Here is a 15,164-nt window from a genome sequence, read left to right on the forward strand (position 1 = left end):
GGCGACGGGGCGGGGGGGGTTGAGGGGTTAGGAGAAGAGGAGGGTGGGGTCTATGTTGCCGCCGGAGAGGATGGCGGCGTAGTGGTGGCCGGCGGGGAGTTCGGCGCGGTGGTGGAGGTAGGCGGCGGTGGCGACGGCGCCGGCGGGTTCGGCGATGAGGTGGACGGAGGAGGCGAGGGAGCGCATGGAGGAGTAGATCTCCTCCTCCGTCACCGTGATGATGTCGTCCACGTGTTTGGTGATGTGGGCGAAGGGGAGGTCGCCGACACGTTCGGCGCGGAGGGCGTCGGCCATGGTGCGGGCCGTGTCCACCGGCGACCAGGCGACGGGACGGCCCAGGAGGAACGAGTCGCGGGCGTCGGCGGCCAGGGAGGGCTCCACCCCGATCACCTTCGTGCGGGGGCTGAGGAGCTTGACGGCCGTCGCCACGCCCGCCAGGAGGCCGCCTCCGCCGACGGGCACCAGGACGACGTCCAGGTCCGGCGCGTCGGCGAGCAGTTCGAGCCCGATCGTCGCCTGGCCCGCGATGACGCGGAGGTCGTCGAACGGGGCGATCAGGTCGTATCCGTGGTTCTCGGCCAACCGGGCTGCCGTCTCGGCGCGGGCCTCAAGGGTCGGTTCGACAAGGACGATTTCCGCGCCGAGATCCAGGCACGCCTGCACTTTGAGATCGGGCGCGGTGTGCGGAATGACGAGAACCGACGGGATGCCCAACTCGCGGGCGGCGTACGCGACGGCCTGGGCGTGATTGCCGCTGGAATGGGCGACGACCCCGGACGGGCGCGGTCCCGCCGTCATCGCGGCATATGCGCCGCGGATTTTGAACGCGCCGATCGGTTGCAGTGATTCCGGCTTGACCGACAATTCGCTCCCGGGGAAGCGGACGAGCGGGGTCCGCACGGCCACCCCGGCGAGCCGCCGCGCCGCACCCTCGATTTCCGGCAAAGTGACCAGATCCGACATGCCGGAACCCTATCCGGCGCGGTCAAGCGACCCCGAACCAACCGGCCGAAACCGTCATCAGACGGGGTCTGCGAAGGTCAGGAACGGTGTCAGTGGCGCGTGGGTTGCTGCTGTGAGGCATGCAGCGGTTACTTTCCGACGTCCTTGCTGGTCAGGGCGTCACAGAAAGTCATCTTTTCCGAAAACAAGGCATGAAACGGTCTTGACCCGTCAGACTTGGAATCCAACCACCCGTCACCAGAGCGGGACAAAAGGGAGAGAATCCGTGGAAAGCACTAGTGAGCGGCTGCTGACACCTGGTGAGGTCGCCAACCTGTTCCGCGTCGACCCGAAGACGGTCACCCGCTGGGCCGCGGCGGGCCGGATCAGCAGCATCCGCACGCCGGGCGGCCACCGCCGGTTCCGCGAGTCCGAGGTGCACGCGCTGCTGCGCGGCGAAGAGCCGCTCACCGAGGTCCGCTAGCTCAGTCGTCGGGGAGCGTGGCCTTCCACTCCTCAAAACTGGTGCGCAACGCCTCGTCGTCCCTGCGCCAGCGTTCTTTGATCCTGACGAGTTCCTCTTCACTGACCGCCTCCGCGGCCAGTGATGAATAATCCTCGTCTTCGGGGCCTATTTCACGATAGGTCTGCACGATCTCGTCGTTCTCGGTGAGTTCGCTGTACGGCACCCGCAATCTCCCATTGGCGAGTCTGATCACGTACATCCTCGTACTCCTCAGATTCCATACCGGCGGTTGAAGAACAGCATCACGTCGAGCGCAAGGCGGATGTTGCCGCCGAGCATGTCGACGAGGGCGGGGCGCTGGTGCGAGGCGATCGCGGCGAACGCGTCGGCGAAGAACTCCCGGCGGCCCAGCACCCCCTCCTGGCGGTGGAACCCGCTGCGCAGGAAGGGCGCGCACGACCGGAAGAGCGCCTGGAACTCGGGGGAGTCCGACACCCAGCCGCCGCCGGGGACGTCGACGTCGTCGAGCGCGTGGCCGACCTCGTGCATCATGACGTCGGGGGTGGGCGACGGCCGGTCGCCCACGACGATCTTGCGGTTGCCGTAGGCGCCCGCGCACACGTCCCACGTGGCGGCCCCGGAAGGCAGTGCCCGGCCCTTGAGCTCGCCCATGTGGTCGAGGTCGGGCACGCCGCCCGGACCCACGTAGATGCCCTCCAGGGCGCGCGCGAGCTTGTCCTTGAGCCGCTGCGGCAGCGCGGCGAGACTCTCCACGGCACGGACGACGGCTTCGGGCGGCGGCCCCTTGGCGGCGTCCCACTGCCGCACCAGGATGCGCTCCAGCGGGCCGCAGTGGATGCGGCCGTCACCGCCCCAGGGGTGGTCCGGCGGATGCGGCGGGACGGCGATGATGGTGTCGTCCAGCTCGTAGCCCGCGGCGTCCCACAGGCCGACCGAGGCGTCGTCGCGGCCCGCCCTGCGGAACCTGCCGCGGGTGTCGCGCGGCTGCACCTCGCGGGCGCGCACCGCGTCGGGGCGCCGCGGGGCCGCCGGGAAAGCCTCGGCGGTCTTCCGGTGTCTTCCCCACCGCATGAGCATCTCCCGCGTAGCCGGACATCGCCGACCATTCAAGCGCGGAACGACGCAAGATCACATCACATGCCCGAGTAGGAGTGCAGCCCCTCGAAGAAGATGTTCACGCCGACCAGGTTGAACAGCAGCGCCGCGTAGCCGATGACGGACACGACGGCGGCCTTGCGGCCCTTCCATCCGGCGGTGGCGCGGGCGTGCAGGTATCCGGCGTAGATGGCGAAGACGATGAACGACCACGTCTCCTTGGGGTCCCAGCCCCAGTAGCGGCCCCACGCCTCGTCGGCCCAGATGGCGCCCGCGATGATGGCGAACGTCCAGACGGGGAAGACGAACATGATGGACTTGTAGGCGAGCCCGTCAAGGACGTTCGCGGAAGGCAGCCGGTCGAGCAGACTCGGCTTGGGCTCGCCCTCGGCCTTGCGGGCCTCGCGGCGCGCGGCGGGCAGGTACAGCAGCGTGGCGACGAACCCGACGGTGAAGCCGCCCGACGCGATGATGGCGGCGGTGACGTGGATGGCGATCCAGTACGACTCCAGCGCGGGCACGACGGCCCCGGCCTCCTGGTAGAGCCAGATCGTCGCGGCCCCCAGCCCGATGACGACGGCGACCATGACGAACGCGCCAAGGAACTTCGCCTTCGCCTTGAACACGAGCACGAGGTAGGCCGTGACGGCAGCAACGCAGATCGCCACGACGAACTCGTACATGTTCGCCCAGGGCCAGCGCTCCACCGCGATGCCGCGCGTCACCATCGCGCCCGCGTGCAGCAGCCAGCCGAGGACGGTCATGCCGATGGCGAAGCGGCCCCAGTCGGCGCGCGCCTTCTCCGGCTCCTCCTGCGGGAGCTCGGGGCCGCCCGCGCCGACGAGCGCGCGGCGTTCGGCCCGCGTCGGCGACGAGACGAGGTCGGCCGCGTAGCCGAACATCGCCACGACGTACAGAAGCACAGCGCCGAGCACGAGGTTGTTGCTCAGGCCGGCCAGATCGGCGTCGACCACCGTGTCACTCCTTGATCGGGCCGGTGGGGACCGGCTCGCTGTCGTCCGAGCGCTCCGCGCGCCCTTCGTCGTCGTCCGGCCGGAGTTCGGTGAGGATCTCGTCGAACTCGGCGGTGGCCGCGCCCAGGGTGAGGCCGCCGACCTCGACCACGGTACGCCCGTCGTCCCCGGCCCGCGCACGGACCCACACCCTGCGGCGGCGGACCATGAAGGACCCGACGAGCCCCAGGACGGCCAGCGCCCCGGCGACCAGCGCGGGCACCCTTCCGGGGTCGTAGGTGACGGTCAGGGCGCCGTACTCCTTGAAGCCGGTGAACTCCAGGGTGCCCGCCCCGCCCGGAAGCTCCAGTTTGTCCCCCACCTTGAGGACCTTCGCCTCCTCGGGGAGCTTCACCATCTCCAGCTTCGTCGAGTCGATCTCGTAGACGGACTGGGCGTTCCCGTTGTCCATGTTGAGGTCGCCCTTGAACGCCGCCATCACCGCGACCGTCGGGTTGAGCGGGCCGGGGAACGTCGAGACGATCGCCACGCCGTCCCTGGAGGCCCCGGCGGTCGGCCAGAACATCATCTGGAAGGCGAGCTGCTCCGGGCGCGCGTCGGGGGTCTTGAGGACGCCCTCGGACGTCAGGTTGCCGGTCTCGCGCGGGATGAACTGGACCGCGTCGTTGAACGCGACGTTCCCCTCCGCGTCGGTGACCTTGAACGTCGGCGCGTACCCGTGGCCGAGGAGGTAGACCTTGGCGCCGTCCACGTCGAGCGGGTGGTTGACGCGCAGGGTGTACCGCTTCTCGGCGGCGCCGGGCTTCTCCCGGTAGGTGAGGTCGCCCCAGAAGCCGCTGGGCTGGCCCGTCTGGGGGCCCGAGGTGATGAACTCGGCCTTGAAGTCGTCAAGGGTGACCTGGAAGGGGGCGAGGTCCTCAGGGTCGACGAGGTGGCCGGGCTTGTACTCGTCATAGAAGGCGACGGAGTTGCTGAAGCCGGTGCCTTCGGTCAGCAGGAGGTTGCCCCGGTAGCCGAACAGGGAGCCGAGCCCGATGGCGCAGAGCAGGGCGAGCATCGCCAGGTGGAACAGGAGGTTCCCGGCCTCGCCCAGGTAGCCCTTCTCGGACGCGACCGAGTCGCCGTCCACGACGGTCCGGAAGCGCCTCGCGCGCAGCACCTTGCGGGCCGCCTCGACGGCCTCGTCCGGCGTCGCGGAGGTGGTGAACTCCCCGTGCTGCGGAAGCCGACCGAGCCGCTGCGGCGCCTTGGGCGGCCGTGCCCTGACGTGCCCGTACAGCTGCCAGGCGCGCGGCACCACACAGCCCGCGAGCGACGTGAACAGCAGCAGGTACACGGCGGCGAACCAGGGCGCGGCGAACACGTCGAACAGCGAGAGCCGGTCGAGCCACTTCGCCAGCTCGGGGCTGTTCTCGAAGTACTCGTTCACCTTCTCCGGCGACATCCCCCGCTGCGGGAAGATCGAGCCGGGCACGGACGCGAGCGCGACGAGGAACAGCAGCACGAGCGCCGTCCGCATCGACGTCAACTGCCGCCAGCCCCAGCGCAGCCAGCCCGTCACACCCATCTAGATCACCGTCCCGAAGCCGCCGATCCACACGCGCAGCTCGTTGTTGAGTTCGGTCCACAGCCCGGACAGCAGGAGGACGCCGATCGCGACGAGCATCAGCCCGCCGAGGCGCATCACGAGCGCGTAGTGCCGCTTCACCCAGCCGAAGACGCCGAGCGCGCGCCGGTAAGCCAGGGCCGTCACCAGGAACGGCAGCCCGAGACCGAGGCAGTAGACGAACGAGAGCAGGCCGCCGCGCACCGGGGTCGCCTCGGTGAACGCCAGCGCCTGGATCGCAGTGAGGGTCGGGCCTATGCAGGGCGTCCAGCCGAGCCCGAACAGCACACCGAGCAGCGGCGCGCCCGCGACGCCCGCGGCGGGCAGCCGGTCGGACTTGAACGTGCGCTGGAACCGGGTGAACAGGCCCATGAAGAGCAGGCCCATGACGATCGTGACGGCGCCGAGCACCCGTGTCAGGACGTCCTCGTACAGGTTGAGCCAGCGGCCGAGCCCGCCGAAGAAGAAGCCGTACGCCATGAAGACGAACGTGAAGCCGAGCACGAACAGCGCGACCCCGGCGACGAGCCTGCCCTTGCGCTGCTCGGCCAGGTCCGCGCCGGTCATGCCCGTCACGTACGACAGGTAGCCGGGGACGAGCGGCAGCACACACGGGCTGAGGAACGACACCGTCCCGGCGAGCGCGGCGAGCGGCAGGGCCAGCACCAGCGTGCCGCTGGTGATGGTCTGCTCGATGCCGGACGCGAGGATCACGGGGTCACTGCTCGGCGACGATCGCGGCGAGCGCGGGGTTGAGCTTCGTCGTCGTCACCAGGCCGGGGAACTGGACGGCGACGCGGCCCTGGCGGTCCAGGATCAGCGTGGTCGGCAGCGCGCTGGGGTTGACGGTCGAGAACGACTGGGTGATCTTGCCCTGCGGGTCGAAGAAACTCGGGTAGGTCGTGCCGAACGTCCGGGTGAACGCCTTGGCCCCGTCGCGGGTGTCCTCGATGTCCACGCCGACGAACTCGACGCCCTTGTCCTTGTTCTCCTTGTAGGTGTGCTCCAACGTCTCGGCCTCACCCCGGCAGGGGCCACACCACGACGCCCAGAAGTTCACCACGGTGACCTTGCCCTTGAAGGACGCCAGGTCGAGCGGCTTTCCTTCGAGGTCCTCGCCCTTCACCTCGCCGACGGGCGCCTTGCGCTCCTCGGCCGGGATCGGCTTACCCGGCTCGACCCCCGTCCCGCCCCCGCCGCAGGCCGCGACGGACAACAGCAGCGCGGACGCGGCGACGGCACGGGGGATCATCAAAACTCTCCAAGAAGTACTCCGCCTGATGTACTACGGCGGGTAGTACCCGACTGTACCGGCGCCTCAGGCGCCCGGGATGGTGGGGCCCTTGATCAGGTGCGCGGCGGGCTCGTGGTACTCCACCCGGGCCAGCTCGCCGTCCTCGTAGACGAGGCTGGTGACGCTAGCCAGGCCGCACTCACGGCGGCGCGGGTCGTGCCACAGCCGGACGCCCTCGGCCCGCCGCCGCGCCGTGTAGATCGGCAACTGATGGCTCACCAGAACGGCCTCGCCGCCCCGCGCGGCGGTGCGCGCCTCGGCCGTCACCGCGTCCATCCGGCGCGCGACGACCTCGAACGGCTCGCCCCACGACGGGCTGAACGGGTTCCGGAAACGCGGCCAGACACGCGGGTCGACCAGGCGCGACATCTTGAAGACCTCGCCCTCGAAGACGTTCGCGGCCTCGATGAGGCGCTCGTCGACGACCGGTTTGATCCCGGTGGCCTCGGCGAGCGGCGCCACCGTCTCCTGGGCGCGTTCCAAGGGCGAGGTGTACAGCGCGAGGACGTCACGGCCGCGGAACCATCCGGCGGCGGCCTTGGCCATCAGATGCCCGTCCTCGCTCAGGTGGAAGTCGGGCAGCCTGCCGTACAGCACACCGCGCGGGTTGTGAACCTCGCCGTGGCGCAGCAGGTGGACGATCGTGGTCTCAGTCATGGCGGCCCCAGGGTACCCGTGTCCGGCAGCGGTCAGACGGCGCGCGCGGCGGCGCGTGCGGCGTGCGGCAGCGCGTCGGCGATCCGGTCCAGCGCGGCGTCGTCGTGCGCGGCGCTGAGGAACCACGCCTCGTACGACGACGGCGGCAGGTAGACGCCACGCGCGAGCGCCTCGTGGAAGAACGCCGCGTAGGCCGCGGAGTTCTGCTTGCGCGCCGCCTCGAAGTCGAGGACGCGCGCGTCGGTGAAGAAGACGGAGAAGAGGTTCCCCGCGGTCTGGAGGCGGTGCGGGACGCCCTCGCGGCTCAGCGCGTCCGACGCCCACTCCGCGACGAGCCGGGCGGCCCGGTCGACCGTCGCGTACACCTCGTCGGTGCAGCCGCGCAGGGTGGCCAGGCCCGCCGCCGTCGCGAGCGGGTTCCCCGACAGGGTGCCCGCCTGGTAGACGGGCCCGGCGGGGGCCAGGTGGTCCATCACGTCGGCGCGGCCGCCGAACGCGGCGGCGGGCAGCCCGCCGCCCATCACCTTGCCGAAGGTGAACAGGTCGGCCTTGACGCCCTCACGCCCGAACCAGCCGGACTTCGTCACCCGGAAGCCGGTGAGCACCTCGTCGATGATCAGCAGCGCGCCGTGTTTGGCGCACAGGCGCCTCAGCAGCTCGTTGAAGCCGTCGATCGGCGGGACGACGCCCATGTTCGACGGGCACGCCTCGGTGATCACACAGGCGATCTCGTGGCCGAACTCGGCGAACACCTTCTCGACCGCGAGCGCGTCGTTGTAGGGCAACACGATCGTGTCGGCGGTGGCGGCGCCCGTCACACCAGGGGTGTCGGGCAGGCCCAGGGTGACGACGCCGGACCCGGCCGACGCCAGCAGCGCGTCCACGTGGCCGTGGTAGCACCCGGCGAACTTCACCACCTTGGACCGCTCGGTGAAGCCGCGCGCCAGCCGGATCGCCGACATGGTGGCCTCGGTGCCGGAGTTGACCAGCCGGACCTTCTCCACCGGCGTCCGCGCGACGATCTCCTCCGCGAGCGCGACCTCGCCCTCGGTGGGCGCGCCGTAGGACGTGCCGTTGGCTGCGGCCGCCGTGACGGCCTCCACCACGGCCGGGTGGGCGTGACCGAGGATCATCGGGCCCCACGAGCAGATCAGGTCCACGTAGGTCGCGCCGTCGGCGTCCGTCAGGTACGCGCCCTTGGCCGAGGCCATGAACCTGGGCGTCCCGCCGACGGCACGGAACGCCCTGACCGGGGAGTTCACGCCGCCGGGGACGACGGCTCCGGCCCGGTCGAACAGCGCTTGAGATCGCTCGGTGGAAGTCACGGCCTCAGTCTGCCAGCACGCCCGCCGTGGCCGTGCCCAGTGCCGCCAAAGCGTCCGCACAAGAAGATCACGGGCCGTGCCGGAGATCACAGAAGGTCACCGACGGATGCGCGCGGTGTGGCGTTCCGGACGCGCATATGCGCCGACCCCGACACAATCCGGTAACTCCCTTGACCACGTACCGCAACTGCCGATATCCACCCATGAGGGCAGAGGAACTGCGCGTGCGTTAAGGGGCGGACTGAAGTGACAGACGGCTGGGCGGTACCTGGATTCTCGCTCGTCCGCGAGCTGGGTGCCGACGCGTCCGGACGGCAGGTGCTGGCGACGGACGAGCTGACCGGGACCAAGGTCACCATCCGCTACCTGCCCCCCGGCCTCCCGCGCGACGAGGCGTTCACCCGCAGGATGGACACGCTCGCGCAGTTGGAGGACGACAACCTCGTCCAGGTGTACCAACTGGTCAACGAGGACGGACCGGGCGGCGGCGCTGCCGTCGTCTCGGAGTACTTCGACGGGGTGGCGCTGCGCCGCCTCCTCACCGACCCGCTCGACCCCGAGTCGGCCGTTGTTGTGCTGAGCGACATCCTGCTGGGCCTGGCCGCCGCGCACGCCAAGGGCGTCCACCACGGCGACGTCACGCCCGACCGGGTCCTCATCGCGCCGGACGGCCGCGCCAAGCTGGCCGACCTCGGCCTCGCCGTCGTGCAGGGCAGGGGGGCGCCTGCGGGCAACCCCGCCTACCAGGCGCCGGAGCGGTGGCACGGCTCCCCGCAGAGCGAGCGGGCCGACCTGTACGCGGCGACCGCCGTGTTCGTGGAGTGCCTGACCGGGCGGCGGCTGTTCCCGGCGACGTCCACGAGCGGGCTCGGCAAGGCGCACAACAACAGCCCGGTGCCCGTCAGCGACGTGCCAGGACCGCTGCGTCCGCTGGTGCTGCACGGCCTCGCCAAGTCGCCCGACGACAGGCCCGGCTCGGCCGCCGACTTCCTCGCCGAGCTGGACGACGCCGTCAGCCCCGTGTTCGGCCCCGACTGGGAGAAGCGCGGCCGGGCCCGCGTCCGCGAGCTCGCCAAGCGCGCCGCCGACGCCCCGCTCCCGCCGCCTCCGGCCCGCTCGTCGTTCCTGGCGCCCAAGAAGGACGCCGCAGGCGTCGCCCAGGGCCGTGGCCGCAAGGGGCCCCTGGTGCTCTTGGGCGGCGGCGTGGCGGCCGTCCTGGTGATCGGCGGCGTCGCCTACGCGACCAAGGGCGACGACACGGCTCCGGCCGTCTCGACGCCGTCACCGGTGGCCGTCACCACGCCGCCGCCGCTGTCGAGCACCACCCCGCCCGCCGTCGAGCCGCTCGACGGCCCCGGCCTCGCGGGCAAGATCACCACCGCCGTGGACGGCAAGGAGACCTTCGCGATCGCCTTCCGCCGCACCTCCGCCAAGGAGGTCACGTCCGCCTCCGGCTGGGTCAAGGGCAGCGACCTCAAGATCGCCGTAGCGGGCCCCAAACCCCTCACCAGGCGCCAGGTCATCGTGGTCTCGGGCACCGCCCACGTCCAGAACGGCACAAACTGGCAGAAGATCGCCCTAGGCAAGCCCAAGACCTACGGCGCCCTGGCCGCCCAGGCCCGCTGGGCCGGATCCCTCTCCGCCCTGACCGACCTCCTGGACGAAACCGAGACCCTCACCCGCAGGGGCGGCACCCGCTGGCTGGGCACCGTCCCCGACGCCTCCGCCCTGAGCGACATAGCCCCCGGCTACAAAAAGCCCAAGGTCACCTACGACCTCACCATCGCCACCGGCTGGCTCCCCCACCGCCTCCGCGCCACCATCACCGCCGAGAACAAGCCCAAAATCACCGTGGTCATCACCTACAGCAAATGGGGCACCAAAGTCTCCATCAAACCCCCCAAGCGCTGACCCCACCACGACCAGCCCACTCCCTCAACCGGTGACGATCATGCCGCCGAGCTCCACGACGTCGTAGTCCTCCAACGTCACGTGGAGCTGCGCCGCGCGCAGCCAGCGCGTGCGGAGGTCGGTGTGCGCGATGGTGGTGGCGCTGGGCACCAGCCCGGCCCGGGTGGGCCGGTAGAGCACGCCGGAGATCCCGGACACACCGGCGGATGCGCCGTCATCACAGGCGCGGGCCACGGGCCTTCCGCGCTCTCGTACTCCTCCCGCGAAAGCATCCACAACCCACTCTTCCCACAGGGCGTCCCGCACACCTGGCACAGCGACCCACGCATCGCCTCGCGCTGCCGCAGAACGTGCACGGACTTGAACTGCGGAACCCCCACCCCGGGACTGAACCCCACCCGAGTCCACAACACCCCCGCACGGTCACGGTCCTCCGCCCTCTCATCCGCATAGGCGATCCGCCCACCCCGCACCACCACCGCGACCTGCAAGGTGTCCTCCGACGACCACGCCGTGATGTACGGCACGACCCCCCACCGCGCCAGATTCACCGCAAAACAACCACGCCCAGACATATGCCTCCACCTTTCTCGTATCAGGAGATGAACTCCCACACGCCGTCACATGTGCGGACCGCAGGACTCCGAATCCGTTGTCCGTTCCGCGGTTCCAGCGTGACAAGCGGGGATACGCTTGGGGAGGTCAAAGACAAGCAAAGGCACGATGTGCGGCCCGGCGGAGACGAATTACAGAGGAGTACAGCGTGACTTCCAGCATTCGCATGACGGCCCGCGTCTTCCTTGGTAAGGAACTCCGCCTGGCCCGCGACGCACACGGAGTGACCAGGGCCGCACTAGCCAAGAAGCTGTTCTGTTCCGACTCACTCATCGCCGCCTGGGAGTCCGGCCGACAAGTCCCAAGGTCAGATCAACTCGCCGCACTCCTCACCGCACTGTCCACCGAATCACCGATCCTGCTACGACTACTGGAAGACCTAGTCGAGACAGAGGTCGCCCCGGAGTGGACCGGCCGCTGGCTCGCAGTCGAGAAGGACGCCGTCAGCCTCCTGTCCTACGAGCACTCCATCATTCCGGGCTTGCTCCAGACGGAACAGTACGCGCACATCCTCATCCGAAAGGGACAACCCTTCGGTGACATCGGCGGGAAGCTCCAAAGCCGGATGGACCGTCAGGGAATCTTCGCCAAGGACGAGCCACCCACCTGCGTGTTCATCATGGACGAACGCGTACTACACAACCAGGTCGGCGACGCGAACCTCATGCACGACCAACTCACAAAGGTCATCGAGGTGGCAAAGTCACCCAACGTATTCGTGCACGTCATCCCAGAGAACGCGGGGTATCATGTCGCCCATAACGGCGCTTTCATGATCGCCAGGTTCGAGGGCCAGGACGTCGTCTACCAGGACGGAGTCTGGCGCGGCCAAGTGTTCGGCGACCAGCGCGACGTACAAGAGTTCCCACGCATCTGGGCAAACGCCCAAAGCATGGCACTGCCCAAGAACACATCCCTTCAAATAATAGAGAAGGCAGCCCAACAGTGGATCAGTTGAACTGGCGCAAGAGCACAAGGTCCGGCTCCAACGCCGAAAACTGCGTGGAAGTCGCCAAGGCCAGCACCGAAATCGCCATCCGAGACTCCAAAAACCCCCACGGCCCCCGCCACTCCTTCAACCACTCAACCTTCCAGTCCCTCACCAAGGCCATAAAGTCCGGCCAGTACGACCTGTAACAACCACCTACGGCCGGAAGCCCACGCCGCGGCAGCCAACCGGCTGCCGCAGAGCAGAAGAAGGGTGTCGAGGGACGGCCGGGGCGGGGGTCAGGTGCAGTTGACGATGAGGCCGGTCAGAACGGTGCAGGTGTAGGTGATGGTGTTGTTGCTCGGGTTGGATTCGCCGGTGGTGTCGAAGGCCAGGGTGACGGTGTAGGTCCCCAGCGCCAGGAGGTTGACAGCCCGGGAGATGCCGGGCTGGGCCACGCCGCCGGCCGGGATGTCGCTCAGGGCGCAGACCTCGTTGTTGGCGCCGCCGGTGCAGCCGACACCGATGGCGGAGGTGAGGAGCCCCGACGGGCTGACGGTCTTGGTGAGGGTGACGTTGGTGGCCGCGCCGTTGCCGTCGTTGAACAGCCGCGCCCCGAAGGTGATCGTCTGGGTGAGCGGGACGTAGCCCGCGAAGCCCTTGACGGCGCGCAGGTCGGGAGCGGCGGCGGTGACGGTGATGACGGGCCCGTTGACGGCTCCGGTGGTGGAGCCGCCGGAGGTGTAGAACTGGGCTCGGCTGGTGAACGTCCCGGCGGCCGTGCCGGAGTCGACGGCGACGGTCAGGGTGTAGCTGAACGCCTGCCCGTTGGTCAGGTTCGGCAGCATCAGCCGGTCGACCGATCCGACCTCGGTGGCGGAGAGGACGCCGCCGCCGTAGGAGGAGATGGACGTGAACGACGGCAGCGTCCCGGTGGTCCCGCCGGTCCCGCCGGTGGCCGACACGTCGATACGGGCGCCGGAGTAGTTGCCGTTGGACGTCCCGCTGACCGTGATCGTGGTCGTCGTCCCCGCAGGGACGGTGGTCGGGCTGGCGGTCACCGTCAAAGTCGGGTGTGCGGAGGCCGGGGAGGCGACTCCCACGACCAGACCACCCGTGACGACCAGAGCACCCAGCAGGGCACACAAACGCATCGGTTCTCCCACCTTCAGACGCGAGCGAACCCGAACATCGGATTCGAGGCATTGAAAACGACACCCCCCACCCCCCGCAAGAGAATCCCAGACCACAACCCCCCGACCCGAAGCCCCGAAACCACCCCACCACCCTGAGGCATCACCGCAGGTCACCAACCCCCACCAACCAGAAACACAATCCATCCTGGTAGCAACAAGCGCCACCACCCACCACACCCAACACTCCGAAGCCTCCCCAACACGAACAGTGCACGATTTCGCCCCGCGCGGCCCTGCTGCGCACCGGCCACTAGCTTCCCCGCGCAACCCCGTCGATGGCGCATGCCCTTAGACCGCCGCCCCCGGCGTCTCCCTGACTCACGGGATCACGGTCGACCGCGACAAGGGCGGCATGCTCGTGCGGCTCACCGAACGGGTGCGGGTTTTGGGGTGCTGAGGTTCTCCTACCGGGGGCACGGCGAAAGCGGCGGAACCCAGGAGGGCGTGACCATCGCAGGCGAGATGCTCGACCTCCAGGCCGCGGTCGCCGTCGCGCGGACGGAGTTCGCGGGGCCTCTGTCTCTGGTCGCCGCGAGCTTCGGCGCCGTCATAATCCCGTCGTCCCGCCAGCGTTCCTCTTCCTGAGGTGACGGGGAGATGGAAGTCTTGCCGTGTATCCGGTCAACGCTCTGGAGGGGCTTGTGGGCGGTTTCCAGGCGAGGTCGTTGGGGTTCGCCTCGGTTGACGGCGTCTTGATCGACGCGGTCGTCAACCTTCCGGATGGAGGGATTCGTGGGGGCGTCGTCCTGGCTCACGGGATCACGGTCGACCGGGACGAGGGCGGGATGTTCGTGCGGCTCGCCGAGCGGTTGGCGGGTGCGGGTTTTGGGGTGCTGAGGTTCTCCTACCGGGGGCACGGCGAAAGCGGCGGAACCCAGGAGGGCGTGACCATCGCAGGCGAGATGCTCGACCTCCAGACTGCGGTCGCCGTCGCGCGGACGGAGTTCGCGGGGCCGTTGTCCCTGGTCGCCGCGAGCTTCGGCGCCGTCTCCAGTTGTGTTTCGCTGCCCTACCTGGAGGGCCGGCTTTCGCGCTTGGTCCTGTGGAATCCGGTACTCGATCTCGTCCGGACCTTCGTCGAACCGGAGCTCCCCTGGGGAGTGGAGAATTTCGGACCGGAGGCGCAGGCGGCGCTGAACGATCGCGGCCACCTACTCGTGGACGACGAGTTCAAACTCGGCAGAGTCCTCTTCGAGGAGTTCACCCGGTACCGTCCGGCCGAGGCGTTCGCCGCCAGTGGCGTGCCCGCCTTGGTGGTGCACGGGGACCGCGATTCGTATGTGTCGTACGAGATCGCCGCACGCGCCGCCAAGGAACGTCCCGCGACAGCCCTCCACACGATCGAGGGGTCCGATCACGGCTTCGACTCACGGGAACGGGAGGACGACGCGATCACGGTGACGGTCGACTGGCTGTCGGGCGCATAACCGTGGAGATGCCATTCGGCCCGCTCCAAGTCGGTGAGGACACCTTCCCGGGAGCCGACAACGTCGTGATCGAGGATCAGGTGCTCAACCGGTGATGATCATGTTGCCGAGGCCGATGACGTCGTAGTCCTCCAGTTGGACGTGGAGTTGGGTCGCGCGTAGCCAGCGGGTGCGGGGGTCGTTGTGGGCGATGGTGGCGTCGCTGGGTGCCAGACCGGCCCGGGTGGGCCGGTAGAGCATGCCCGAGAACCCGGCCGGGGCGACGCGCCGGGGACGCAGCACCACGTACCCCCGACGCAGGTGCGGGCACAGCCGCGCCGACCGCTCCACACACCCCGGACACACCGGAGGATGCGCCGTCATGACGGGCGCGGGCCACGGCCCGTCCGCGCTCTCGTACTCCTCCCGCGAGAGCATCCACAACCCGCTCTTTCCGCAGGGCGTGCCGCACACCTGGCACAGCAGGCGGCGCATCGCCTCCCGCTGCCGGAAGAAATGGACGGACTTGAACTCCGGAACCCCGACACCGGGGCTGAACCCGATCCGCGTCCACAACACCCCCGAACCGTCACGGTCCTCCGCCCTCTCGTCGGCATACGCGATCCGCCCACCACGAACCACCACCACGACCGGCGACGTCTCCTCCGACGACCACGCCGTGATGTACGGCACAACACCCCAACGCGCCAGATTCACCGCAAAACAGT

18 protein-coding genes are annotated in these 15,164 nt (G+C 69.3%); 6 read left to right on the top strand and 12 right to left on the bottom strand.

The annotated features are described in order from the left end of the window. Positions 1-27: 27 nt before the first annotated feature. Positions 28-963, bottom strand: a complete 936-nt coding sequence (locus LO762_RS23905; protein ID WP_230618184.1) for a threonine/serine dehydratase — start codon at positions 961-963, stop codon at positions 28-30. Between the two features lie 265 nt (positions 964-1,228). Here LO762_RS23905 and LO762_RS23910 point away from each other — a divergent pair, with 265 nt between their 5' ends. Then, positions 1,229-1,426, top strand: a complete 198-nt coding sequence (locus tag LO762_RS23910) for a BldC family transcriptional regulator (protein WP_230618187.1) — start codon at positions 1,229-1,231, stop codon at positions 1,424-1,426. Position 1,427: 1 nt separating this feature from the next. Here the strand turns inward: LO762_RS23910 and LO762_RS23915 are convergent, their stop codons facing one another. From LO762_RS23915 to hemL, 8 genes are all read right to left on the bottom strand, one after another. Further along, complete coding sequence (locus LO762_RS23915; protein ID WP_230618189.1) at positions 1,428-1,667, bottom strand: hypothetical protein; 240 nt, start codon at positions 1,665-1,667, stop codon at positions 1,428-1,430. A gap of 11 nt (positions 1,668-1,678) precedes the next feature. Further along, positions 1,679-2,500: a hypothetical protein gene (locus tag LO762_RS23920; protein WP_230618191.1), complete on the bottom strand. Its 822-nt coding sequence runs from the start codon at positions 2,498-2,500 to the stop codon at positions 1,679-1,681. Between the two features lie 62 nt (positions 2,501-2,562). Then, positions 2,563-3,498 carry a c-type cytochrome biogenesis protein CcsB gene (gene ccsB, locus LO762_RS23925; RefSeq protein ID WP_230618192.1) on the bottom strand — a complete coding sequence of 312 codons (936 nt, stop codon included), beginning with the start codon at positions 3,496-3,498 and terminating at the stop codon, positions 2,563-2,565. A gap of 4 nt (positions 3,499-3,502) precedes the next feature. Beyond that, the gene (locus LO762_RS23930; protein ID WP_230618194.1) at positions 3,503-5,065 is read right to left on the bottom strand and encodes a cytochrome c biogenesis protein ResB; all 1,563 of its coding nucleotides are present in this window, start codon (positions 5,063-5,065) and stop codon (positions 3,503-3,505) included. After that, the gene (locus LO762_RS23935) at positions 5,066-5,818 is read right to left on the bottom strand and encodes a cytochrome c biogenesis CcdA family protein (RefSeq protein ID WP_230618196.1); all 753 of its coding nucleotides are present in this window, start codon (positions 5,816-5,818) and stop codon (positions 5,066-5,068) included. A gap of 4 nt (positions 5,819-5,822) precedes the next feature. Continuing rightward, positions 5,823-6,356, bottom strand: coding sequence for a TlpA disulfide reductase family protein (locus tag LO762_RS23940; RefSeq protein ID WP_230618198.1), 534 nt, complete (start codon positions 6,354-6,356; stop codon positions 5,823-5,825). A 66-nt stretch (positions 6,357-6,422) separates the two neighbouring features. Beyond that, positions 6,423-7,055 carry a histidine phosphatase family protein gene (locus tag LO762_RS23945; protein ID WP_230618199.1) on the bottom strand — a complete coding sequence of 211 codons (633 nt, stop codon included), beginning with the start codon at positions 7,053-7,055 and terminating at the stop codon, positions 6,423-6,425. 32 nt (positions 7,056-7,087) lie between these two features. Continuing rightward, the gene (gene hemL / locus LO762_RS23950) at positions 7,088-8,380 is read right to left on the bottom strand and encodes a glutamate-1-semialdehyde 2,1-aminomutase (RefSeq protein WP_230618201.1); all 1,293 of its coding nucleotides are present in this window, start codon (positions 8,378-8,380) and stop codon (positions 7,088-7,090) included. Between the two features lie 246 nt (positions 8,381-8,626). Between hemL and LO762_RS33190 the strand changes: the two genes are divergently transcribed. Further along, entirely contained in the window at positions 8,627-10,291 is a 1,665-nt protein-coding gene (locus LO762_RS33190) for a protein kinase (RefSeq protein ID WP_308104428.1), read from the top strand. A 24-nt stretch (positions 10,292-10,315) separates the two neighbouring features. Here the strand turns inward: LO762_RS33190 and LO762_RS23965 are convergent, their stop codons facing one another. Next, positions 10,316-10,489: a hypothetical protein gene (locus LO762_RS23965; RefSeq protein ID WP_230618203.1), complete on the bottom strand. Its 174-nt coding sequence runs from the start codon at positions 10,487-10,489 to the stop codon at positions 10,316-10,318. Positions 10,490-11,054: 565 nt separating this feature from the next. On the opposite strand from LO762_RS23965, the gene LO762_RS23970 reads away from it, so the two are divergent. Further along, on the top strand, positions 11,055-11,864 hold the full coding sequence (locus tag LO762_RS23970; protein ID WP_230618205.1) for a helix-turn-helix transcriptional regulator: 810 nt from the start codon (positions 11,055-11,057) through the stop codon (positions 11,862-11,864). 44 nt (positions 11,865-11,908) lie between these two features. After that, positions 11,909-12,043 (top strand): DUF397 domain-containing protein, encoded by a 135-nt coding sequence (locus LO762_RS23975; protein ID WP_230618450.1) that lies wholly within the window; start codon positions 11,909-11,911, stop codon positions 12,041-12,043. A 90-nt stretch (positions 12,044-12,133) separates the two neighbouring features. Here LO762_RS23975 and LO762_RS23980 read toward each other — a convergent pair whose 3' ends face one another. After that, entirely contained in the window at positions 12,134-12,895 is a 762-nt protein-coding gene (locus LO762_RS23980; protein ID WP_230618207.1) for a DUF11 domain-containing protein, read from the bottom strand. A gap of 579 nt (positions 12,896-13,474) precedes the next feature. Between LO762_RS23980 and LO762_RS23985 the strand changes: the two genes are divergently transcribed. Together LO762_RS23985 and LO762_RS23990 are read left to right on the top strand one after the other, a co-directional pair. Next, complete coding sequence (locus LO762_RS23985; RefSeq protein WP_230618209.1) at positions 13,475-13,615, top strand: hypothetical protein; 141 nt, start codon at positions 13,475-13,477, stop codon at positions 13,613-13,615. Positions 13,616-13,641: 26 nt separating this feature from the next. Next, entirely contained in the window at positions 13,642-14,457 is an 816-nt protein-coding gene (locus LO762_RS23990; protein ID WP_230618210.1) for an alpha/beta hydrolase, read from the top strand. Positions 14,458-14,541: 84 nt separating this feature from the next. Here LO762_RS23990 and LO762_RS23995 read toward each other — a convergent pair whose 3' ends face one another. Continuing rightward, a complete protein-coding gene (locus LO762_RS23995; RefSeq protein WP_230618212.1) occupies positions 14,542-15,153 on the bottom strand; it encodes a hypothetical protein in 612 nt (203 codons plus the stop codon). Positions 15,154-15,164: the final 11 nt, after the last annotated feature.

The organism is Actinocorallia sp. API 0066 (assembly GCF_020991275.1).
Taxonomy (GTDB): Bacteria; Actinomycetota; Actinomycetes; order Streptosporangiales; family Streptosporangiaceae; genus Actinocorallia.